22 protein-coding genes and 1 tRNA gene are annotated in these 21,777 nt (G+C 42.7%); 16 read left to right on the forward strand and 7 right to left on the reverse strand.

What is annotated here, in order from left to right:
- Positions 1-232: 232 nt before the first annotated feature.
- Positions 233-308, reverse strand: a tRNA-Pro gene (locus tag QZR76_RS02120).
- Between the two features lie 91 nt (positions 309-399).
- Between QZR76_RS02120 and rbfA the strand changes: the two genes are divergently transcribed.
- The 4 genes from rbfA to QZR76_RS02140 all read left to right on the forward strand — a co-directional run bounded on the left by rbfA (position 400) and on the right by QZR76_RS02140 (position 3,247).
- On the forward strand, positions 400-735 hold the full coding sequence (rbfA, locus tag QZR76_RS02125; protein ID WP_294139945.1) for a 30S ribosome-binding factor RbfA: 336 nt from the start codon (positions 400-402) through the stop codon (positions 733-735).
- A gap of 67 nt (positions 736-802) precedes the next feature.
- Positions 803-2,011 (forward strand): ABC transporter permease, encoded by a 1,209-nt coding sequence (locus QZR76_RS02130; protein WP_294139946.1) that lies wholly within the window; start codon positions 803-805, stop codon positions 2,009-2,011.
- Positions 2,012-2,015: 4 nt separating this feature from the next.
- On the forward strand, positions 2,016-2,843 hold the full coding sequence (locus tag QZR76_RS02135) for a peptidylprolyl isomerase (protein ID WP_294139948.1): 828 nt from the start codon (positions 2,016-2,018) through the stop codon (positions 2,841-2,843).
- The gene (locus QZR76_RS02140; RefSeq protein ID WP_294139950.1) at positions 2,840-3,247 is read left to right on the forward strand and encodes a VanZ family protein; all 408 of its coding nucleotides are present in this window, start codon (positions 2,840-2,842) and stop codon (positions 3,245-3,247) included. Before QZR76_RS02135 ends, QZR76_RS02140 begins: the two co-directional genes overlap by 4 nt.
- Positions 3,248-3,250: 3 nt before the next feature.
- Here QZR76_RS02140 and QZR76_RS02145 read toward each other — a convergent pair whose 3' ends face one another.
- Positions 3,251-4,174 carry a DMT family transporter gene (locus tag QZR76_RS02145; protein ID WP_294139951.1) on the reverse strand — a complete coding sequence of 308 codons (924 nt, stop codon included), beginning with the start codon at positions 4,172-4,174 and terminating at the stop codon, positions 3,251-3,253.
- A gap of 240 nt (positions 4,175-4,414) precedes the next feature.
- Between QZR76_RS02145 and QZR76_RS02150 the strand changes: the two genes are divergently transcribed.
- The 6 genes from QZR76_RS02150 (at position 4,415) to QZR76_RS02175 (ending at position 9,593) form a co-directional block, all read left to right on the forward strand.
- Positions 4,415-4,714 carry an MGMT family protein gene (locus QZR76_RS02150; protein ID WP_294140210.1) on the forward strand — a complete coding sequence of 100 codons (300 nt, stop codon included), beginning with the start codon at positions 4,415-4,417 and terminating at the stop codon, positions 4,712-4,714.
- Positions 4,715-4,725: 11 nt separating this feature from the next.
- Complete coding sequence (locus QZR76_RS02155; RefSeq protein ID WP_294139953.1) at positions 4,726-5,310, forward strand: sugar O-acetyltransferase; 585 nt, start codon at positions 4,726-4,728, stop codon at positions 5,308-5,310.
- Between the two features lie 95 nt (positions 5,311-5,405).
- Positions 5,406-6,428 (forward strand): phenylalanine--tRNA ligase subunit alpha, encoded by a 1,023-nt coding sequence (gene pheS, locus QZR76_RS02160; protein ID WP_294139955.1) that lies wholly within the window; start codon positions 5,406-5,408, stop codon positions 6,426-6,428.
- Between the two features lie 87 nt (positions 6,429-6,515).
- The gene (locus QZR76_RS02165) at positions 6,516-7,364 is read left to right on the forward strand and encodes an N-acetylmuramoyl-L-alanine amidase-like domain-containing protein (protein ID WP_294139959.1); all 849 of its coding nucleotides are present in this window, start codon (positions 6,516-6,518) and stop codon (positions 7,362-7,364) included.
- 152 nt (positions 7,365-7,516) lie between these two features.
- Positions 7,517-8,113 (forward strand): penicillin-binding protein activator LpoB, encoded by a 597-nt coding sequence (locus tag QZR76_RS02170; protein ID WP_294139961.1) that lies wholly within the window; start codon positions 7,517-7,519, stop codon positions 8,111-8,113.
- Positions 8,114-8,138: 25 nt separating this feature from the next.
- Positions 8,139-9,593, forward strand: a complete 1,455-nt coding sequence (locus QZR76_RS02175) for a hypothetical protein (protein ID WP_294139963.1) — start codon at positions 8,139-8,141, stop codon at positions 9,591-9,593.
- Positions 9,594-9,693: 100 nt separating this feature from the next.
- Here the strand turns inward: QZR76_RS02175 and QZR76_RS02180 are convergent, their stop codons facing one another.
- Entirely contained in the window at positions 9,694-11,067 is a 1,374-nt protein-coding gene (locus QZR76_RS02180) for a dipeptidase (RefSeq protein WP_294139965.1), read from the reverse strand.
- Positions 11,068-11,230: 163 nt separating this feature from the next.
- On the opposite strand from QZR76_RS02180, the gene QZR76_RS02185 reads away from it, so the two are divergent.
- Positions 11,231-12,169 (forward strand): ribose-phosphate pyrophosphokinase, encoded by a 939-nt coding sequence (locus QZR76_RS02185; protein ID WP_294139970.1) that lies wholly within the window; start codon positions 11,231-11,233, stop codon positions 12,167-12,169.
- 73 nt (positions 12,170-12,242) lie between these two features.
- On the opposite strand, the gene QZR76_RS02190 is transcribed toward QZR76_RS02185, so the two are convergent.
- Positions 12,243-12,884, reverse strand: a complete 642-nt coding sequence (locus QZR76_RS02190) for an ElyC/SanA/YdcF family protein (RefSeq protein ID WP_294139971.1) — start codon at positions 12,882-12,884, stop codon at positions 12,243-12,245.
- A gap of 127 nt (positions 12,885-13,011) precedes the next feature.
- Here QZR76_RS02190 and QZR76_RS02195 point away from each other — a divergent pair, with 127 nt between their 5' ends.
- Together QZR76_RS02195 and QZR76_RS02200 are read left to right on the forward strand one after the other, a co-directional pair.
- The gene (locus QZR76_RS02195; protein ID WP_294139972.1) at positions 13,012-13,731 is read left to right on the forward strand and encodes a pirin family protein; all 720 of its coding nucleotides are present in this window, start codon (positions 13,012-13,014) and stop codon (positions 13,729-13,731) included.
- 223 nt (positions 13,732-13,954) lie between these two features.
- Complete coding sequence (locus tag QZR76_RS02200; RefSeq protein WP_294139973.1) at positions 13,955-14,818, forward strand: VIT1/CCC1 transporter family protein; 864 nt, start codon at positions 13,955-13,957, stop codon at positions 14,816-14,818.
- On the opposite strand, the gene QZR76_RS02205 is transcribed toward QZR76_RS02200, so the two are convergent.
- On the reverse strand, positions 14,782-16,248 hold the full coding sequence (locus QZR76_RS02205; RefSeq protein WP_294139974.1) for a sodium:solute symporter: 1,467 nt from the start codon (positions 16,246-16,248) through the stop codon (positions 14,782-14,784). The genes QZR76_RS02200 and QZR76_RS02205 overlap by 37 nt on opposite strands.
- A 148-nt stretch (positions 16,249-16,396) precedes the next feature.
- Between QZR76_RS02205 and leuS the strand changes: the two genes are divergently transcribed.
- Positions 16,397-19,168 carry a leucine--tRNA ligase gene (gene leuS, locus QZR76_RS02210; RefSeq protein ID WP_294139975.1) on the forward strand — a complete coding sequence of 924 codons (2,772 nt, stop codon included), beginning with the start codon at positions 16,397-16,399 and terminating at the stop codon, positions 19,166-19,168.
- A 193-nt stretch (positions 19,169-19,361) separates the two neighbouring features.
- On the opposite strand, the gene QZR76_RS02215 is transcribed toward leuS, so the two are convergent.
- Complete coding sequence (locus QZR76_RS02215; RefSeq protein ID WP_294139976.1) at positions 19,362-19,745, reverse strand: YbaN family protein; 384 nt, start codon at positions 19,743-19,745, stop codon at positions 19,362-19,364.
- Positions 19,746-19,749: 4 nt separating this feature from the next.
- Complete coding sequence (locus QZR76_RS02220) at positions 19,750-20,712, reverse strand: tRNA-dihydrouridine synthase family protein (RefSeq protein WP_294139977.1); 963 nt, start codon at positions 20,710-20,712, stop codon at positions 19,750-19,752.
- An 80-nt stretch (positions 20,713-20,792) separates the two neighbouring features.
- On the opposite strand from QZR76_RS02220, the gene QZR76_RS02225 reads away from it, so the two are divergent.
- Positions 20,793-20,999, forward strand: a complete 207-nt coding sequence (locus QZR76_RS02225; protein WP_294139978.1) for a hypothetical protein — start codon at positions 20,793-20,795, stop codon at positions 20,997-20,999.
- Between the two features lie 24 nt (positions 21,000-21,023).
- Positions 21,024-21,548, forward strand: coding sequence for a TlpA disulfide reductase family protein (locus QZR76_RS02230; RefSeq protein WP_294139979.1), 525 nt, complete (start codon positions 21,024-21,026; stop codon positions 21,546-21,548).
- The last annotated feature ends 229 nt before the right edge of the window (positions 21,549-21,777 follow it).

A 21,777-nucleotide genomic window follows, 5' to 3' on the forward strand; every position in this document is an offset into this window, starting at 1 on the left:
GTTACAAATCTCAAATTTATTCGCGACTATTCTGTAATTTACAAACGAAAGTATAAAACGCTGATAAAAGTAGCACTTAGGGACGGGGCTAAAGTGCTATTAATTGTAGATTGATCAGAAATCAATTTAAAATCTACAATTTAAAATTAAGAGATTCGAGAGCACTCAGGGACGGGGCTAAAGTGCTAACAAAAGAAAAAACACTCTGATAATTAGAGTGTTTTTCTTTTGTTGGTCGGGATGACTGGACTCGAACCAGCGGCCTCCACGTCCCGAACGTGGCGCGCTACCAACTGCGCTACATCCCGTTTTCGTTTTGCGAGGGCAAAGATAATAAAAGTCTAAATTAAAATCGCTATCTTTGTAGAAATTTTTACCGAATCATCAATTTTTCTTGCAATGGACTCAATCAGACAAAATAAGGTGGGACGCTTAATTCAAAAAGACTTAAGCGAAATGTTTCAGAAGGAGTGTAAAGAGTATACCGTAGGGGCTATTTTATCCGTTACAGCCGTGAGGGTCAGCCCGGATTTATCTTACGCGAGAGTATATCTGAGTATATTCCCATCCGAACTAACGGAAAAAGTTCTGACCAGCTTAACGGAAAAAAACAAGAACATCCGTTTTATTCTTGGGAAAAAAATCGGTAAACAGATCCGGATTATTCCCGAATTGAAATTTTTCGTGGACGATAGTCTCGATTATATTGAAAAAATCGATGAACTTTTAAAATAATTTTCGATATCTTCGAGTCCGGTTTTACCAAATAGTTAGTGAAGCTGAAATCCTAAGCTCCCATTTCATGAATTTATCGGTTTTCATCGCACGGCGATACTTGTTTTCAAAAAAGAAGCAGAATGCCATTAACATCATCTCGATTATCAGCATGATCGGGGTTGCTATCGGCACGACGGCCCTAATTGTCGTCCTTTCCGTATTCAACGGAATCGACTTGCTTCTAACCGACGCTACCGATAGTTTTACCCCCGACATAACCGTATCCCCGGCAAAAGGGAAGTTTTTTAAAACAGACTCCTTACTGATCGAGACCTTGAAACGCACAGAGGGGATTCGATCCTACGATCCCGTCATTGAAGAAAAGGCCCTGGTAAAGTATGGAAAAAAACTTATTCCCGTAACGGTAAAGGGAGTAGATAAGCATTACGAAGAGCACGCCGGGATAGCCCACACGATTGTCAACGGAAAGTATTCTTTAAAAGAAGAAGACAAATACACGGCTATTGTCGGATATTCGATTGCAGCAACCTTAAAGCTCCGACTCGGGTTAACGACTCCCATGATCTTTTATTACCCGGATAAAAACTCCTCCTCGACGGCATCGGCCCTGAATAATGAAAATATTTTTCCGACAGCCCTGTTCTCGGCCCAACAGGACATTGACGGCAAATACGTCATTACGGACATCGATTTTGCCCGTACTCTTTTTATGGTACCGGGAGAAATCTCTCAAATCGAGATCAAATTAAACGACCCGGACCAGATTTCAAGTATCAAAACGGAACTCAAAAACGCCATCGACCAACAGCAATACAGGGTAGAAGACAAATACGACACCAACCGTTCTTTCTATGCCATGATGAAATCGGAAAAATTAGCTATTTTCCTGATATTGCTCTTTATTCTTTTGATCGCCTCGTTCAATATTATCGGATCCGTATCCATGCTGATCATCGATAAAAAAGAGGATATCGGCATATATCAAGCTCTTGGAATGAGCAGGGAAAAAATCATTTCCATATTTAAATTAGAAGGGAATTTGATTACCGGTATCGGCGCCCTTATCGGGCTCGTCGTGGGTTCCTTACTCTGTTTGGGGCAGGAATATTTCGGATGGATCACTTTGGGAGAAGGAAATTACATGATCGATGCCTATCCCGTTAAATTGATAGGTCACGATATATTGATCATCTTGATCTCGGTGATTGCCATTGGCTATCTGGCATCGCATTTTCCCGTAAAATACCTTATTCGTAAAATCGTTAAAAATTAATTTCATGAGACCTTATTTCTTTATCGGTTTACTTTTTTTCTTATTCGCTATCGCACCCGTTCATAGCTCCGGACAAACAAAAGAGACGCTCGTCCTGATCGAGACTAATATGGGCACGATGAAAGCCAAATTATACAATGATACTCCCATTCACCGGGATAATTTCATCAAATTAGCCAAAGCCGGACATTACGACGGGACTCTCTTTTACAGAACCATTAAAAATTTTATCATCCAAGGCGGTTCTTCCGACAGCAGGAATGCCGTTCCCGGACAAGTTATCGGTTTCGGTAAGGGAGTTATTATCGACGCAGAAATAAAACCGAATCATTACCATAAAAAAGGAGCTTTGGCAGCTCCCCGCCAACCGGATCGGGTCAATTTTTTCAAAGAATCGGATATTTCCCAATTTTATATCGTACAAGGGAAAAAATACACTCCCGAAGAGTTAAAGAAAATTGAAAACGCCGTGAATGTTCCGATAAAAAAAGCCATCCAACACAAATATTTCACGAAAGAAAAAAAAGCCATTCTGGACACGTTACGTGCACAAAAAAAAGTGGCTGAGTTTCGTGAGATCGCAGAAAAAATAAAAACGGATATTGCATTCGAGTGGAATCTGAATACCGACAAGATCCATATGCCGGAAGATAAGATCGAGGCTTATACGACCTTAGGAGGTGTTCATCACTTGGATAAGGAGTATACGGTATTCGGGGAAGTAATCGAAGGCTTGGAGATTATCGATCGTATTGCTGATTTAAAAACAGATAAACAAGACCGGCCGCTTACAGACGTAAAAATCATCCGTGTAAAAATTATCGAACAATGATACCACGCAAACAAACTCTCTTACTCAGAAATATCATTTGGGCTCTCGTCATTTTTATCCTGTGTGCCATGCCTTCCGAATCGGTCCCCGATCCGCATTTAAACATCCCGCACCTGGACAAGGTCGTACATTTCGGTATGTTTTTTATCATGGCCATCTTTTTATGCAGCGAATTGCATTATCAAACCCGACTACGTATCAATACCATTTTTTGGGTAACCGTGGTCTTCAGCTTTATTTACGGCGGATTGATCGAGATTTTACAGGCGACCTATTTCCAGCGCGGAGGAGAATGGGGCGACCTGCTGGCCGATGTACTGGGAGCCATTGTCGGCTGTCTCCTCTATCCCGCAGTTAAAAGACAAAAAGACAAATTATTATCCCGAATCAAAAACAAGTTTTAATAGCTATCTCCTCAGTAAAAGAACATGAAGCATATGCCTGATTCCTTCCATACTCCTCTGAATCACCTTAGATAGAATAATTAAAGTCACCGATAAAATAATCAACAGAATTCCTGCGGCCAGGTTAGGAGTAAAGGGTTCCCCGAAAACAAACACCCCTACGCATACGGCCGTTAAAGGTTCCATGGCTCCCAGAACGGAAGTATAGGTAGAGCCGATGTATTGTACGGACCACACCATGGTGATACAAGAGACCATAGTAGGTATTACGGCCAATAATACCACATTAAGCCAAGACTCCCAATCGGGCAATATTTGCATTCCCTCCGCACATTGAGCCTTTGTAAAAAAGAGCACCATGCCGACAAGCAACGAATAAAATGTAATTTTAGTCCCGTTCATATGCTGTACCCCGGACTTGTTTACTCCTACAATGTAAAGGGCATAGCTCAACGCGGACAATAATACGACGATGATACCGGCAATACTTAAGGATCCGTCTCCGTCCCCCATATACAACAAAGCCACCCCGATAATCGCCACCCCGATAGCAAGATTCGTAATCCATGAAATCTTTTCACGAAACAAAGTACGCATCAACACGGCGACAAACACCGGGTAAAGAAATAAAATCGTAGCAGCAATTCCCGCGGCCATCAACCGGTAGCTCCAGAACAGGAACATGGCGGATGCCGAATAAAAAATGCCTAAGCCTATCAACGTCAACAACTCTTTAGGGGTAACCCGAAAAGACTCTCCCCGAACCCACATCAATCCTCCGATAGCTATCGCTGCAATCAGAAAACGATAACAAAGGATAGAGTCAAAATGTACCCCTTTTGCCATAATCGGCAAAGAGAACAAGGGTATTAATCCAAACGTCGCAGCCGAAACACTTCCATAAATAAACCCCTTTGTTTTACTCATAACTCCTCCTTTACGCTTCTATAAAATTTCCTTCGCGAAAATAATACATTTTCGGTGCCGTTATTCTTCTGTCGAAAAGATTATACTATTTTTCATTCTTCGATTTTACATTGACGATCAATACATTACATTCTATTCATTCCTTATTCTATGAAAAGCACCCGAAACAAATTTGAACTTCTCCCTTATTCGGATAAATTTGTTTGTCGTTTTAAATTCATAGCCGTGAAAAAGATCGTAATAAAAAAAGACTTCTACCTGGATGTATATCAAATCGTAAAAGAGATACCTTCCGGTTTTGTCAGTACCTACGGACAGATTGCCCGTCTGTCCGGGCAACCGCAATACTCCAGATTGGTAGGACGGGCAATGTCTCTCGCCCCGACCTCCTTAAATTTACCCTGCCACCGGGTTGTAAACAGTCAGGGACGTACGGTTCCGGGATGGACAGAACAAAAAGAACTACTTCTCGCGGAAAATATCACGTTTAAATCGAACGGTTGTGTCGATTTAAAAAGACATCTTTGGAGATTATTTTAAGAACACGAACCATGACAGAAAAAGAAAAAATGCTGACCGGTAAGATGTACATCGCCTCGGGAGAAGAGTTGACAGCCGAACGACTACATGCCAAAGAACTTTTATCCGAATTCAACGCTCTACCTCCCAGTGAACAGGAAAGGCGAAACGTTATTTTGAAGCAGTTACTGGGCAAGACCGAAGCACAATATTACATAGAACCGCCTTTCCGATGTGATTACGGTTATAACATTACCATCGGAAAAAACTTTTATGCCAATTACAACTGTACGATCCTGGACTGTGCCAAAATAGAGATAGGAGATCATGTCCTTTTGGGTCCCAATGTATCTCTTTTTACAGCCGGACATCCGTTAGAGGCAGATGAAAGGATCAAAGGGTTGGAATACGCTTATCCCATCACGATCGGCAATAACGTATGGATCGGAGGAGGAACCATTATTAATCCGGGCATTACGATCGGAGACAACAGCATCATCGGATCAGGCAGTATCGTTACCAAAGATATTCCGGCAAATGTAGTCGCTGCAGGTAATCCTTGCAGGATCATCCGAAAACTCGATAATAACGAAGACGATAAAACGCAATCACGGTAAAAGCGGATGTTCTTCATAAAAATAACCCGCAATAGTAGAAAATAGAACACTCTTTTTTTTAACTTTGCCCTCCAAGGATTTCAAAATTAGAGAAGATGTTAGATAAGATTAAACAACTCTGTGCCGAAATCGGCAGTTTTAAGGCAAACCACCTTGAAGAGGTGGAGGAATTCAGGATTAAACATTTGAGTAAGAAGGGAACGATTGCAGCTCTTTTTGATGACTTTAAAAATGTACCTGTAGAACAGAAGAAGGCGATCGGACAGGCATTGAACGAATTAAAAACAACCGCATTGACCAAGGTGAACGAGTTGAAAGAAATGCTTTCCAACGTTCAGGACGGCAAAAGCGACATCGATCTGACCATGCCGGGAGATCCTCTTAAATTAGGAACCCGTCATCCGCTCTCTATCGTGAAAAATGAAATTCTGTCTATCTTTAACAAATTAGGTTTTACCATATCCGAAGGACCGGAAATCGAAGACGACTGGCACAATTTTTCAGCTCTGAATTTCCCGGAAGAACACCCCGCACGCGATATGCAGGATACCTTCTTCATCCAAAAAAATCCGGATTTGGTATTACATACCCATACCTCGTCCGTTCAGGTACGGGATATGGAGACCCACGAATTACCGATCCGTTTGGTGACACCCGGACGCGTATTCCGCAACGAAGCGATTTCCGCTCGGGCACATTGTATATTTCATCAAATCGAAGCCCTCTACATCGACGAAAACGTATCGTTTGCCGACCTGAAACAAACCCTAACCTATTTTGCAAAAGAGTTTTTCGGACCGGAAACCGAAATCCGGTTGAGACCCTCTTATTTTCCGTTCACGGAGCCTTCTGCCGAGATGGATGTCTCCTGTACCCTTTGTCATGGGAAAGGATGCAACGTATGTAAGGGAACCGGCTGGCTGGAAATCATGGGTTGCGGAATGGTCGATCCCAATGTATTGGAATTAAACGGAATAGATAAAGACAAATACACCGGATTCGCTTTAGGAATGGGGATCGAACGCATCTCCATGTTAAAGTACGGCATCAAAGATCTACGTCTTTTCTTTGAAAACGATATCCGATTCCTGGAACAGTTCTCTGCAGCGGGAATCTAATTCTATTCTATGATGTTGTGATTAAGGGATTCTGTGATTGAAACTTCTACAATCGCCGAATCGCTTAATTCTTTAATCGTAAAATATATGAACATACTTTTTTGTATCATTTTTTTCTTTTGCTGTCAGCCATGTAATCCGTTGCAACCGGAGGATCAGGCTATATTGGATCGTTTTTTTAAATACGCGGAAAAAAATCAACTCTCGCATCTTTCTTTTCAAGAACGGATCGTAAAAACAGGTGAATTTTTCCTGAACACCCCTTACCGGGGAGGTACACTTGAAGGAAACGAAAAAGAGCAATTGGTGGTGAATCTGCGGCAGTTGGACTGTGTCACCTTCGTAGACAACGTCATGGCCCTCGCCTTACTAAAACGATACGATACCGAAGCTTACAAGGAATTTTTATCCAACCTGCAAAAGATCAGATACAGAAACTGTAAAATATCGAATTATACCTCCCGGTTACACTATTCAACGGATTGGCTTTACGAAATGCAACGGATCGGATTCGTTTCAGACGTAACGGAATCGAGCGGGGGCACACCCTTTCCGAACAAAGTCGGTTTTATCTCTCAAAATCACCGAAGATATCCGGCATTGGTAAAAGATTCCACACTGATCTCCGAAATTTCACGAATCGAACGAGACATCAATGCAAGAAACTATTTTTATATCCCTAAAAAGAAGGTGAATGAAAAAGCCGGACAAGTTCGAAACGGGGACATCATTCTGATTACGACAAACCGAAAAGGACTCGATACTTCGCACGTGGGAATTGCCATTGAAAAAAACGGAAGCATCTATCTTTTACATGCTTCTCTTACAGCCAAGAAAGTCATCGTATCCGATGTCCCTCTCGCCACCTATTTAAATCAAATTTCTTCCCACACGGGAATTATAATCGCCCGCCCGTCAGATATTAACCAAAATTAACACCATTACACCCGAACAAACTTTATATTTGGTCGGATTATTGTAATAAAATTTTCAAAGAGTCAACCAAACGGGAGGTTTTCACGTAATTATCCCATATTACTGATAAACCGGGAGGTTTTCCCAACATGTATAACCTAAAAAAAGAAAATATGAAAAAACTACTTATCGGAACATTTCTTTTAGTAACGTTTGCTTTATTAAGCGGATGCGGAAGCAGAAACATCACCCGTGTAAATTCAAATGAAACCATCGATTTAAGCGGAAGATGGAATGACTCGGATTCCCGGTTAGTATCGGAAGCAATGGTTGCCGACCTACTTACAGCCTCTTGGCCTGCCAAATACACGAAAGATACGGGAAAACGCCCGGTCATTGTCGTTGGATTGATCGAAAACAAGAGTCACGAACATATCAATTCCGAAACCTTTATCAAAGACATTGAAAAAGCCATTATCCGGGACGGTAATATCCGTCTTGTCGTTGCCGGAGAGAAACGAAACGAACTCCGGAAAGAACGGGCAGAACAGCAGGACTATTCAGCTCCCGAAACCATTAAAAAATGGGGACGCGAATTAGGAGCTGATTTTATTCTTCAGGGAACCATCAACAGCATCGTCGATTCCTATAAAAAACAAAAGGTCGTGATGTATCAAATAGACCTGCAACTGACCAATATCGAAACAAACGAAGTGGTCTGGATGGGTGATAAGAAAATCAAAAAACAGATCAAAGACCGGGTACTTTAAAAACTATACTCGTTAGGGTTTATTCATGCAAAGAGCAGAATACACAAAAGATATTCAAAAGCAAAAGTTGGGGTACTTGTTACGCCAACTTAGCTTTTTTACGTGTATATTCCTTTTCTTGCTACCAACAGGTTGTGCGACATGGTACCAGCGGACGGCCGAATTTCAATCTGCCGTTACAAGCGGCAATTTTGAGAAAGCAAACAAACTGCTGGCAAAAGACAAAAAGCAAGCCAACGGTAAAAACCGCATACTCTATTACCTGAACAAGGGTTATACGGAATTTATGCTGGGCAACCACGAAGCCAGCAATCAAGCCTTCGAGACGGCCGAAATACTTACAGACGAACAAACCAAAAACCTATTCAACGAAGCGGCCGTTCTGGTCACTAACCCGGAAGCCAGACCTTATCATCCCGAGGACTTCGAGGTAATCATGATCAACTACTACAAAGCATTGAATTACCTCGAGATGAACGACATGGAGGGGGCTTTGGTGGAAGTCCGGAAAATCAATATAAAACTCAATCAATTAAACGATAAATATCCGGACAACAAAAATCGTTACCAGCAAGATGCTTTTGCTCACCTATTGATGGGACTGATTTATGATGCCGCGGGGGACGTTAACAATGCCTTTATCGCTTACCGGAATGCCTACGAGGTATATCAATCCGACTACGTGAAAAATTTCGGGGTATATCCTCCCGAACAGTTGAAAAAAGACCTCCTCCGGACGGCTTATCGATGCGGTTTTACGGATGAATTGCGAAAATACGAAGAGACATTTAATACGGCTTATACGCCTTCGGCGGATCCGGCTTATGGCGAATTAGTCTTTTTCTGGCTTAACGGATTCGGTCCCGTAAAATCAGAATGGAGTATCAATTTTGCGAAACAAAAGCGGGGGGACGGGGCCATAGTCTTTTACAATCAAGAACTCGGACTCACTTTTCCCTTTTTTATCGGTAACCTGAACGATAACGAAAAGCAATCTTTAGCCGACCTTCAGGTTTTGCGGGTCGTGTTTCCCAAATACATGAAACGTAATCCACTCTATTCCAAAGGATCTATTAGCCTTTCCGGACAAAATTACTCCTTCGAACTGGCAGAAGATATTAATGAAATCGCTTTCAAGACCTTACACGATCGCATGGTTCGGGAACTCTCCAACTCCCTGTTGCGAGTAGCCACTAAAAAGGGCATTGAATACGCGGCACGAAAACAAAATGAATGGTTGGGCTTTGCCGTCGGATTGGCCAACGCGATCACGGAAAAAGCAGATACCCGTAACTGGCAGACACTTCCCTATTCCATCTATTATACCCGTGTTCCTCTCTCCTCGGGAGAAAACCGAATCGACCTCCGCTTCACCTCCAATAAAGCAGCCCCCCTTATTCAACCGATAACAATCGAAAGCCATTCCCGAAAAACCCATTTTCGCGTATTCCAAACCATGGATATACAGAACAACTATTAAAGATACTGCATAGAATTATTACGATAAATATTATTTTCTAAATTAAAAATGGGGTAAAACATCAGACAGCCTTACCCCATTTTCGTATAAATTCGAAAAATTATTTCTTCATGATCTCTACAAAATAGTCGTAGAACAGAGGAATGGTGGTAATCCCGTTAAAGAATTGTTCCAAAGGATAGTTTTCATTCGGAGAATGAATAGCATCCGATCCGAGACCGAATCCCATCAAAACGGACTTTATACCCAACACTTCTTCAAAAGTGGCAATAATCGGAATACTACCACCTGAACGTACCGGAACCGGCATTTTACCGTACACCTGCTCATAAGCTTTTTCGGCAGCTTTATAAGCCGGAAGGTCTATCGGACATACATAAGAAGGTCCTCCGTGCAGGTATTCCACCTTCACCGTTACATAATCCGGAGCGATCGATTCAAAATACTCTTTGAAAAGCTTGGCGATCTTTTCATGTTTTTGATTGGGTACCAAACGACAACTGATTTTAGCATAAGCTTTGGAAGGCAATACCGTTTTGGCTCCTTCTCCCGTGTAACCTCCCCAGATACCGCACACGTCGAAAGTAGGACGGATTCCCGTACGTTCGTTGGTCGTGTATCCCTCTTCACCTTTCACCTCTCTGATTCCCAAGGACTCCTTATATTTTTCCAGGTCAAACGGGGCTTTCGCCATCTTAGCTCTCTCCTCGGCACTCACTTCCAGTACATCGTCATAGAATCCCGGAATCGTAATATGCCCTTTGTCGTCCTGCATATCGGCTATCATCTTACAAAGCACGTTAATCGGATTTGCCACGGCCCCACCGAAGATTCCGGAATGCAAATCGGCATTCGGTCCGGTAACCTCCACCTGCCAATAAGCCAATCCCCGTAAGCCGGTCGTGATAGAAGGGATATCCCTGGCAATCATACTTGTATCGGAAACCAGGATAACGTCGGCTTTCAACATATCCTTATGCTCCCGGCAGAACTTAGGCAAACTCGGGGAACCGATCTCCTCTTCTCCCTCGATCATAAATTTCACGTTACATTTCAACTTTCCGGTCTTCACCATATATTCGAATGCCTTGGCATGCATGAAAGATTGCCCTTTGTCGTCATCCGATCCGCGAGCCCAAATCTTCCCGTCCTTAATTACCGGCTCAAAAGGTTTCGTATTCCATAAATCAATGGGATCTACCGGCATAACATCCATATGCCCATACACTAATACCGTGGGAAGGGAGGGATCTATTATCTTTTCGCCATAGGCTACCGGATTTCCTTCGGTTTCATACACTTCTGCCCGGTCCGCTCCGGCTGCCAGCATCAACTTCGTCCATTGTTCAGCACAGCGATACATGTCCGGTTTATGTTCTGCCAATGAAGAGATTGACGGGATACGAATCAATTCAAAAAGTTCATTTAAAAAACGCTCTTTGTTTTCCTCGATGTAATTTTTGATAGCTTCCATTTAATTTACATATTATATTAATAATTGATTGATTTATCACTTTACGGTGGTAAATATAACAAAAACAAATGAAAAGAAAGGAATGAATAATTTCCAAAATCAATACTTAGTTTTCGATTAATTTCATACTTTTGCCAAGTGTTTCAACTAAGAATTAAAATCTATGCCAAATTTTCCCGAAATTAAAGTTTTCGCCGGAGAACAGAGTACCTATCTCGCCGATAGCATCGCTCATTCTTTAGGGCTTGAACTTGGTAAAAAGAGTTTTACGAAATTCAGTGACGGAGAATTCGTCACTTCTTTCGATGAAACGGTGAGAGGTGAGCATGTATATATCGTTCAATCTACCTTCCCGCCAAGTGATAATCTCATGGAATTACTTTTAATGATCGATGCAGCCAAGAGGGCGTCAGCTTACAAGGTTATTGCGGTAATTCCTTACTTCGGTTTTGCCCGTCAGGATCGAAAAGACAAACCGCGTGTAGCGATCGGAGCTAAATTAGTAGCCAATATGCTCCAGGCTGCCGGTGTAGATCGAATCATCACGATGGACCTCCACGCGGATCAGATTCAAGGTTTCTTCGACATCCCGGTAGATCACCTGTACGGTTCTACCGTTCTGGTTCCATACATCAAATCATTGGGGTTAAGAGATCTGTCCATCGCTTCTCCCGACATCGGGGGTGCCAAAAGAGCTAACTCTTGGGCAAAACATTTTGATTCGGGCCTGATCATCTGTCACAAAACCCGGATCAGAGCCAACGAAGTTGCCGATATGAAGGTAATCGGAGACGTAGAGGGCAAAAACATTATCGTGGTCGATGACATGATCGATACGGCAGGAACTATCTGTAAAGCCGCCGATATGTTGGTTGACAAAGGTGCTGCCAGCGTACGCGCTGTCGCAACCCACGCGGTACTTTCCGGTAAGGCATATGAAAACATCGAAAAATCCAAACTGACGGAGATCATTTTCACGGATTCTATTCCGCAAAAACAAGCCTGCTCCAAAATTAGGGTTTTACCGATCGCCCCGATGTTTGCCGACACGATCCGCAACATCTACGAACATAAATCCATCAGCGACAGTTTTATCATGTAAGTTGTCTGAAAACAAAAATAAAAACTGCCCGGTTTATGACCGGGCAGTTTTGTTATTGATATCCTCGTACCTGTCAGGAAATTGTTATAGGTTCTCCCAAATGGCGGGGTTCTTTACCGAACAAAAGGTCGACAAACACTTTTACCCGGGCTAAAAGTTCACGCGTATTGGTTTTTAATCCGCTATAGGCATCCACGTCCGTAGCGTTAAACCCGACAGCCTCTATACCGTTATATTTGGCTATATACAGAGCCCGTTCATTATGAAAACGTTGAGAAATAATCGTAATACGAGTTTGCCCGAATACTTTTTTAGCCCTTACGACGGAGTCCAACGTACGAATCCCCGCAAAATCCATCACGATGACACTATCCGGAACTCCTTTTGCCAATAGAGCTTTCCGCATCTCTATCGGTTCATTATAATTCAGTTGCCTATTGTCTCCGCTCACCAAAACACGCTCGATTTTTCCATGGAGATACAAAGAAACGGCTGCTTCAATACGATAATCAAAATACCGGTTTGCCTTTCCTCCCTTAAGTTTCGGGGAAGTCCCCAATAACAACCCCACTCGATTCGCCGGAATCTCTATGACATTCCCGTATACCCGCCCTTTTGCCGACTTTTCGATGATCCAATTACACGCAAGAATACTACCCGTTATCAATAAGAGTACTATCAAAAAACAAAATCCCAATCGTTTAGTCCAGCTCATAGTACAAAGTTTACGAACAATATTTGTCTATCCCGACCAAAATTAAACATATATTTTCACGAAACAAAGGTTATATAAAACTTATATTCTCCTTTTTCCGTATAAACAATTATAATAATTATAAATTATGAAAACAATATTACACAAAGCAGCAACAAGAGGTTATTTCGACCATGGTTGGTTGAAAACTCATCATACATTCAGTTTCGCAGATTACTACGATCCGGAAAGAGTCAATTTCGGAGCTCTGCGGGTTTTGAATGACGATAAAATTGCGGGAGGAACCGGTTTCGGTTTGCATCCACACCAGAACATGGAAGTTGTTTCCATTCCTTTGAAAGGAGCCTTGGAACACAAAGACAGTCTGGGACACACCTCCGTCATAAAGGAAGGAGAGATTCAGGCGATGAGTGCCGGGACCGGCATTCGTCATAGCGAATACAATAAAAACAGCGATACCCCCACTGAATTCTTACAGATATGGGTTATTCCGGATCGAATGAACGTGTCCCCGAGATATGAAAACGCCATTATTGCCGATTTACTCAAGAAAAACGAAATCACGGAAATCGTTTCTCCCTATCCCGGCAATGGTAAAGGATTATGGATACATCAACAAGCCTGGTTTTCCATCGGGGAGTTGGAGAAAAATACATTACAAGGTTATAAATTAAAATCGCCCAACAGTTTAGGTGTTTATGCCTTCATCATCGAAGGGAAAGCCACGGTCGCGGGGCAAGAACTGGACAAACGGGACGGATTGGGCATATACGACACGGAGAGCTTTGAAATCAAAGCAAACGAACATACCAGAATCCTGCTCATAGAGGTTCCGCCATACAACTAAACAAACTGTAAATTTTAGGCTTACGATTAGGACTTTGTATTCTGTAATGAAGAAATTTAGTGATCGGGAGATTGATTCGGATCACTAAATTTTTAATTACAGAATCTTAAATTTTCAAACCGCAATAAGATCATTTACCATTCAAAAATACCGGGTCATTCCCTCCATTTTTTAATAAAACATCCTACTTTTGCTGTCTAAAAACTTATAAATTTATTCCGGTATGACTCCGAAAGAAATAAAACAGTTAATCGCCTTTCAGGTCAATGAGGCGACAGAAAATATCATCTACCGACGTTTAGCAAAAAATCAGAAAAAAGAACACAACCGAAATGTATTGGAAGGACTTTCTCAAGAAGAAGCAAGGCATTACCATACCCTCCAAAAATTTACCAACAGAACTCCCGGCCCCAATCGTTGGCGAATATTCTGGTACGTGACCATCGCACGTCTGTTTGGCTTAACCTTCGGAATCAAGCTAATGGAAAAAGGAGAAGTCCACGCCCAACTCTCCTACCGCCAATGGGAAGAGATCGAAGACTTACAGGTCATGGCAAAGGAGGAAGAAGAACATGAAAACAAGTTGATTTCCTTAATCGACGAAGAGGGACTCAACTATATGAGTGCCGTCGTTTTAGGCTTAAACGATGCCCTGGTGGAATTCACGGGAGCATTAGCCGGTTACACCTTTGCCTTGCAACACCCCAAGCTGGTTGCCCTTACCGGAGGGATCACGGGTATTGCCGCCGCTCTCTCCATGGCAGCCTCGGAGTATCTCTCTACCCGGGCCGATAACGACGGAAAGAATGCTATTAAAGCTTCCGTTTATACCGGTATTGCTTACATCGTCACGGTCATAGCGTTGATTCTTCCATTCGTTCTCATGCAGAATGTTTACTGGGCATTAGGAGTCTGCTTACTCAGTGCTCTAATGATCATTGCCGTGTTCAATTATTATTACTCTATTGTCCGTTCCGAAAAGTTTCGGCATCGGTTTGCAGAAATGGCAATCATCAGCCTCGGTATCGCCGCTATTAGTTTCGGCATCGGCTATGCCTTACGGGTATTTACCGGAATAGAATTATAAGTCTCTGATTTCCTCTTCCGGATCAGCCATAACCCGATGTAGCACAATAAACCGTTAAGCAAAAGTATTTCAAACCCGAAACGATACCCGAAAAGAAGTTGTTCGGAGTAACAATTGATTCCATAGGAGAGCAGCGGAGAGAGCAGACAGACCCAGGGCAAACAGGCCTCTTTCACGGCGTATTTCGTTGTTAACCCGAAAGTAAACAACCCCAATATGGGACCGTAGGTATACCCCACGGCTTTTAACACCGCCGAAACCACGCTACTGTTGTTCAACTCCCTGAAAAGGATCACGACCAAGCACATCAGTAAAGAAAAAAACACGTGTACCGTCATCCGTTTACGTCGTTGGGTCGTGTCCTGAGGCGTCAGCTTTAAGAAATCGATACAAAAGGAGGTCGTCAGCGCCGTTAACGAAGAATCGACGGAGGAATAAGCGGCAGCCGTGATCCCCAACAGAAAAAACAAAGCGGCAATTGCCCCGAAATAATTCAAAGACAAAAACGGGAAAAGATCATCCGATTTTTCAGGGAGGCCGATTCCGTTTATACCGGCATACAGATAAAGCAAAGCGCCCAAAAAGAGAAAAAGAAGATTCGTGATCAAAAACAAAAAGGAGAAAGAAAACATATTGATTTTACAATCCCGTAATGTTTTGCACGTCAAGCTTTTTTGCATCATATTCTGATCTAATCCATTAATAGATACAGTGATCGCTATCCCCGCCAGAAACTGTTTCCAAACATTATGGCTCGACCTCCAATCCCAATCGAAGACCCGGGAGAAAGAGCTCTCTTTCACTCTTTCGACAGCAGTCAAAAAGCTAAAATCCAAAGCCCGGTTAATGACACAAATAGTTAAAACCACGGACACCAACATAAAAACAGTCTGTAACGTATCCGTCCAGACAATCGTCTTTATCCCTCCCCGCACCGTGTATATCCATACCAATCCGATCGTAATAAACACGGTCACCGAAAAGGGGATACCCATCGCGTTGAAAAGCGCCAGCTGCAATACCCCGACCACGAGAAATAAACGGAAAGAGGCTCCTAAAAGCTGGGATATGATGAAGAAAAAAGATCCCGTCAATCGGGCCTTTTCTCCAAAACGGTCTCCTAACCAAGAATAAATAGAGATCAGGTTCAAGCGATAAAACAGGGGTAAAAGCACAATCCCGATAATAACATATCCCACGCAATTTCCCATTACCAACGTCAAATAAGTCCAATCGCTATTACCCACTTCTCCCGGAATGGAGATAAACGTAACTCCGGACAGAGAAGTCCCGACCATGCCGAAAGCCACCAGATACCAGGGAGAGTTCCGGTTTGCCGTAAAAAAAGATTCGCTATTTAATTTACGGGTCGTAAAAAAACCGATAATAATCAACAAAACGAAATAGGACAAGAGAATTGTCAATATCACACCCGACGTCATTTGAAATAAATTTGTATTTTGACAAAACTACGAAATAATTAAAAATTGAAAGTTGAAAATTGAAAATTTATTCTTGTAAGTTTTATATCTTTGCCTGCTAATCAAAAATCGTAAATCTTAAATCATTCATACAGATATGGAATATAATTTTAAAGAGGTAGAAAAAAAGTGGCAAAGCTACTGGCGAGAGCATAAAACATATCGGGTCGAAGTGGATCACACCAGACCCAAATATTACGTGTTGGATATGTTCCCTTACCCTTCCGGGGCAGGTTTGCACGTGGGACATCCTCTTGGTTATATTGCATCCGATATCTTTTCCCGCTATAAACACCTGAAAGGATTCAATGTTCTGCACCCTATGGGATACGACGCTTACGGGCTTCCGGCAGAACAATACGCTATTCAAACAGGACAACACCCGGCAATCACAACGGAAAAAAACATCAATCGTTACCGGGAGCAAATGGATAAAATCGGTTTCTCTTACGATTGGGACCGGGAAATACGTACTTGTGATCCCGGATATTACAAATGGACCCAATGGACCTTTATTCAGATGTTCAATAGCTTTTATTGTCATGACGAACAGAAAGCCATGCCGATCAGCAAACTGGTAAAGGCATTTGAAACCTCCGGGACAAAAGGACTGAACGTGGCATGTAGCGAAGACTTACACTTCACGGCCGAAGAGTGGAAAAACAAATCGGAAAGAGAGCAACAGGAGATCCTGTTGAATTATCGCCTTGCCTACCTCGCGGATACGATGGTTAACTGGTGCCCCCAATTGGGAACGGTTTTGGCAAACGACGAAGTAAAAGAAGGACTGTCCCTCCGGGGAGGTTATCCTGTTGTCCAGAAAAAAATGAGACAATGGTCTTTAAGGGTATCTGCCTATGCCCAAAGATTATTAGACGGACTGGATACGATCGCGTGGTCCGATTCTTTGAAAGATATTCAACGTAACTGGATCGGACGTTCGCAGGGAGCGGACGTACGATTTGACGTGAAAGATTCCGATATAAAACTGGAAATTTTTACCACTCGTCCCGATACCATATTCGGAGTCAGTTTTATGGTACTGGCCCCGGAATCGGATTACGTACAGCAACTGACCACTCCCGGACAGGCGCAAGCCGTTAAAGAGTATCTGGATTACGTTGCCAAACGGACGGAACGGGAACGCCAAACGGAAGTAAAAAAAGTAACAGGTGTATTTACAGGCTCCTATGCCATCAATCCGTTCACGAACAAAGCCATTCCTGTTTGGATCAGCGAATATGTTTTATCCGGTTACGGAACGGGAGCAATTATGGCAGTTCCGGGCCACGACAGCCGGGACCATGCTTTCGCGAAACATTTCAATTTGCCTATTATTCCGGTAGTCGATGACGGAGAAGGCCACGATACGAGTGAAGGCTCTTACGATGCCAAAGCCGGGAAAATGATCAATAGCGACATTATCAACGGCATGGAGGTTAAAGACGCCATTCGTTATATTGCCGAAGAGGTTGAAAAGCGGGATATCGGTAAGAGTAAAATAAACTACCGCCTGAGAGATGCCATTTTCAGCCGTCAACGCTACTGGGGAGAACCGTTCCCGGTATATTACAAAGAAGATATGCCTTACATGCTGGACGAGTCGAAACTGCCTTTGGAATTGCCGGAAATCGACAAATATCTCCCGACGGAAACAGGAGAGCCACCCCTTGGACGGGCCCAGAACTGGGAAACCGAGGAGGGCTACCCGTTAGAATTGAACACGATGCCCGGATTCGCAGGCTCATCGGCTTATTACCTTCGTTATATGGATCCCCACAACGATCAGGCTCTGGTAAGCAAAGAGGCCGACGAATATTGGCGCAACGTGGACCTATACCTGGGAGGATCGGAACACGCTACCGGACATCTCGTCTATTCCCGTTTCTGGAACATGTTCCTATACGATCTGGGAATAGTATGCGAACCGGAACCCTTTAAGAAGCTAATCAATCAGGGAATGATACAGGGGCGATCCAACTTCGTGTATCGCATCCAGGGAACGAATACCTTTGTCTCCGTCGGACTGAAAGATCGGTACGAAACGACGGAAATCCACGTGGATGTAAATATCGTGAAAAACGATATTCTGGACATCGAAGCTTTCAAGCAATGGATGCCGGAGTATGCCAATGCCGAATTTATTCTCGAGAACGAGAAATACGTCTGTGGCTGGGCTATCGAAAAAATGTCGAAATCCATGTTCAACGTGGTAAATCCGGACACGATCATCGAAGAGTACGGAGCTGATACATTACGTCTGTACGAAATGTTTTTGGGACCGCTTGAAGCCAGTAAACCTTGGGACACCCAAGGGATTGACGGGGTATACAAATTCCTGCGTAAGTTCTGGCGTCTGTTCCAAAACGGGGAAGATTTCCGGGTCAGCGATGAAACCCCCTCTCCCGAAGAGTTAAAAATCCTACACAAAACCATAAAAAAAATCGAGTTCGACGTAGAGAATTTTTCATTCAATACTTCTATCCCGGCCTTTATGATATGCGTGAACGAGTTGACGGCCTTAAAATGTAATAAAAGAGCTATCCTGGAACCTCTGGTCATTACCATCGCCCCTTATGCCCCGCATATGGCAGAAGAGCTATGGCAGCTATTAGGACATACGGATAGCATAACCATGGAAAAATTCCCGCAATGGGAGGAGAAATATTTGGTGGAAAACGAATTCGAATATCCCGTATCTTTTAACGGAAAAGTAAGATTCAAATTACCCATGTCCCTATCTGCAAGTAATTCGGAGATAGAGACTGCCGTGAAAGCTACCCCGGAATTTGCCAAATGGTCAGATGGGAAAGAGATAAAAAAATTAATCATCGTACCTAAAAAGATCATTAACATCGTTTTAGGCTAAAATACCCGAATGCTTTTATCCGTCTAAGGTATTCTGTGATTAGGGAACAATTTCAATTGTAAATTTCCTGATCACAGAATACTTTATTTCTAATTTTTTTACCTACAATTGAAAGGGATAAACTCTCGGGAAGAGGATGTTCTTGTCGGTCACTATTTATATCCCTTCGTTTTCACCCCAATCTCAGAATCACTTAATGGTCTTTTTTCTCTCCCGGAACGATAAACAGGACACTACAAGTCCCGATCACTCCCAATCCCAGCAATAACAAGCGAAGGTGCAAATTTTCGATAAAGACAAAGGCCGAAATAGAGATCATCGTCCACATACAGGCGATAGAGACCCATTTCGTCTTCCAGCTGACACCTTGCCGCTCCTGAAATCGTCTTAAGTAGGGACCAAGCCACCGGGAACGATGCAACGCATCGTGCATTCGTTTGGAGCTTTTATAAAAAAGCCAGGAACTCAATAATAAAAACGGAGTTGTAGGCAATCCCGGGACAAAGATACCGATAACCCCTAAAACGATAGAAATACAACCGACCAGAATATAGATAATCTTTCGAACCTGTCCCATGAATTTACACCTTAAAAGCTTCTGCTACGGCATCGTTATATTGCGTCACCTTGTTGGCTTTTTTTATCTTTTTCAAAATTTTTCGATCAGTTTCGGGTAAAAAATACTCCCAAAAAGTTTTCATCTTCATCAACAACTGGTGATCTCCCTGCAAACGTTCCCCGTTAAGTTCAAACAACTCATCATGAAACTCCTTAAACTTTTGCAAACGTTCACCCCGAGACATTTCCCGATTTTCCCGGAACTCCTTCGCCAAAGCCGGATTCGCCAACAACCCTCTTCCGATCATTACACCTTCCAACCGAGGAAAGCACTCCATAACTTTCCGTATATCTTCAAGGGTACGAATATCGCCATTATAATAAAGCGGATGGCGGGATGCTTCATAAAAAGCCCGGAAAGCCTCCCGGTTCACTTCTCCTCCATACTCCTGAATCCCAACCCGGGCATGTAAAATAACCGTTTTCAACGGAGCCTCATTCAGCAGGGGCAATAGTTTCATTCCCTCTTCGGGTTTCTCCCATCCCAAACGCATTTTCACGGAACAATGCAAAGCGGGAAAAGTACCGACTACCTCCATTAAGGCCGCAACTTTCTCCGGATAGGGCAAAATTCCCGCTCCCTTTCCTTTCCGTGCAATCATGGAAAAAGGACACCCCAGATTCAGATCGACTTGATCGTATCCCTTATCCGTAAGCATAGTAAGCATGACCCGCAATTCATCGGGATCTCCGCCGAGTACCTGAGGAATCAATCTCCCGACATGATTCATTTCCGGTGCGATATCTCTCAGGTCTTTCATCCGAAACTCATTCCTCTTTTCAACCCGGATAAAAGGCGTATAATAAGCATTTATACCTCCAAAATGTTTTTCATGCAAATTCCGATATATCCAATCGGTATGGCCCTGTACCGGAGCAAAATGTATTTTGTAATCTTTCAATTCCATAATAAATCCTATTACCATTGCAAAAGTATTATTTTACCCCGAATACACTTCCGTTTTCAACTGAAAGTTTCTTATCTTTGAAAACAAAATAGAGATACATGAGATTTTTACTTTGCCCGCAATGCGGAATCCGACGCTTTTACGTGAAAGACAGTGAGGGGAATCAATGTCTTGTCCAGATTACCACAACATACGAGGTCGTACCCGTGAATGAAGGAGATTCGCTGGAAGGTTTCAACACGGAAATTGTTTATTGTTTAGGTTGTTCCTGGAGCGGAAGCGTCAAACGTTTGAAAAAATATTAAGTCCAAAACAAAATAAAAGATAAAATGAAAAGACTTATAGGATTACTACTTGTTGTGCTCGCTTGTTCTTTTGCCAAGGCACAATCGGAAGACAGAGGTTATATCGTCAAAGTAGGGGATGAAGCTCCTAACATAGAACTTCTTTTCCCGGACGGGACCAAAAAACAATTGAAAGATTTACGGGGAAAAATCGTTATGTTACAGTTCACCGCCAGCTGGTGTGGCGTATGTCGTCAGGAAATGCCTTTTATAGAAAAAGATATATGGCTAAAATTAAAGGAAAACTCTAAGTTTGTTCTCTTTGGTATCGACTTGAAAGAGTCCAAAGAGATTGTTGAAAAATTCGCTAAAGAGACCAAAATCACCTATCCCCTTTTACTCGATCCGGAGGGTAAAGCATTCTATGCTTTTGCCGCTAAAGGAGCAGGAGTTACCCGAAATGTCATTATCGATGAAAACGGAAAGATTGTTTTTATGACCCGCCTTTATGACCAAAAGGAGTTCGATGAAATGGTAAAGGTTATCAATCAGTTACTAAAAAAGAAGTAGACTCACATAAAAAAGATCACCATGGGACGCTTGAAAAGACGTCCTATTATTGTCTTAGCCGATTATCTATCATGGCGTTGGATTTAACTCCATCATTTATAGCGTATTCGTGATTTTATTTACCGAAGATTTTTGGAGAAAAAAGGAGAGCGATACACACGTAAAAGAAACGGTATTCACTCTTTCAAAATTCTTTATAGTAAAAATAAACTCAAAAATCACTTCTTTC

The sequence above is a fragment of the uncultured Sanguibacteroides sp. genome (assembly GCF_900543425.1).
GTDB lineage: Bacteria > Bacteroidota > Bacteroidia > Bacteroidales > Marinifilaceae > Gabonibacter.

What these genes read in the sequence shown, in the direction of transcription:
- rbfA (WP_294139945.1), top strand. Translation starts at nt 400, where the DNA reads ATGGACTCAATCAGACAAAATAAGGTGGGACGCTTAATTCAAAAAGAC.
- QZR76_RS02130 (WP_294139946.1), top strand. Translation starts at nt 803, where the DNA reads ATGAATTTATCGGTTTTCATCGCACGGCGATACTTGTTTTCAAAAAAG.
- QZR76_RS02135 (WP_294139948.1), top strand. Translation starts at nt 2,016, where the DNA reads ATGAGACCTTATTTCTTTATCGGTTTACTTTTTTTCTTATTCGCTATC.
- QZR76_RS02140 (WP_294139950.1), top strand. Translation starts at nt 2,840, where the DNA reads ATGATACCACGCAAACAAACTCTCTTACTCAGAAATATCATTTGGGCT.
- QZR76_RS02145 (WP_294139951.1), bottom strand. Translation starts at nt 4,174, where the DNA reads ATGAGTAAAACAAAGGGGTTTATTTATGGAAGTGTTTCGGCTGCGACG.
- QZR76_RS02155 (WP_294139953.1), top strand. Translation starts at nt 4,726, where the DNA reads ATGACAGAAAAAGAAAAAATGCTGACCGGTAAGATGTACATCGCCTCG.
- pheS (WP_294139955.1), top strand. Translation starts at nt 5,406, where the DNA reads ATGTTAGATAAGATTAAACAACTCTGTGCCGAAATCGGCAGTTTTAAG.
- QZR76_RS02165 (WP_294139959.1), top strand. Translation starts at nt 6,516, where the DNA reads ATGAACATACTTTTTTGTATCATTTTTTTCTTTTGCTGTCAGCCATGT.
- QZR76_RS02170 (WP_294139961.1), top strand. Translation starts at nt 7,517, where the DNA reads ATGAAAAAACTACTTATCGGAACATTTCTTTTAGTAACGTTTGCTTTA.
- QZR76_RS02175 (WP_294139963.1), top strand. Translation starts at nt 8,139, where the DNA reads ATGCAAAGAGCAGAATACACAAAAGATATTCAAAAGCAAAAGTTGGGG.
- QZR76_RS02180 (WP_294139965.1), bottom strand. Translation starts at nt 11,067, where the DNA reads ATGGAAGCTATCAAAAATTACATCGAGGAAAACAAAGAGCGTTTTTTA.
- QZR76_RS02185 (WP_294139970.1), top strand. Translation starts at nt 11,231, where the DNA reads ATGCCAAATTTTCCCGAAATTAAAGTTTTCGCCGGAGAACAGAGTACC.
- QZR76_RS02190 (WP_294139971.1), bottom strand. Translation starts at nt 12,884, where the DNA reads ATGAGCTGGACTAAACGATTGGGATTTTGTTTTTTGATAGTACTCTTA.
- QZR76_RS02195 (WP_294139972.1), top strand. Translation starts at nt 13,012, where the DNA reads ATGAAAACAATATTACACAAAGCAGCAACAAGAGGTTATTTCGACCAT.
- QZR76_RS02200 (WP_294139973.1), top strand. Translation starts at nt 13,955, where the DNA reads ATGACTCCGAAAGAAATAAAACAGTTAATCGCCTTTCAGGTCAATGAG.
- leuS (WP_294139975.1), top strand. Translation starts at nt 16,397, where the DNA reads ATGGAATATAATTTTAAAGAGGTAGAAAAAAAGTGGCAAAGCTACTGG.
- QZR76_RS02215 (WP_294139976.1), bottom strand. Translation starts at nt 19,745, where the DNA reads ATGGGACAGGTTCGAAAGATTATCTATATTCTGGTCGGTTGTATTTCT.
- QZR76_RS02220 (WP_294139977.1), bottom strand. Translation starts at nt 20,712, where the DNA reads ATGGTAATAGGATTTATTATGGAATTGAAAGATTACAAAATACATTTT.
- QZR76_RS02225 (WP_294139978.1), top strand. Translation starts at nt 20,793, where the DNA reads ATGAGATTTTTACTTTGCCCGCAATGCGGAATCCGACGCTTTTACGTG.
- QZR76_RS02230 (WP_294139979.1), top strand. Translation starts at nt 21,024, where the DNA reads ATGAAAAGACTTATAGGATTACTACTTGTTGTGCTCGCTTGTTCTTTT.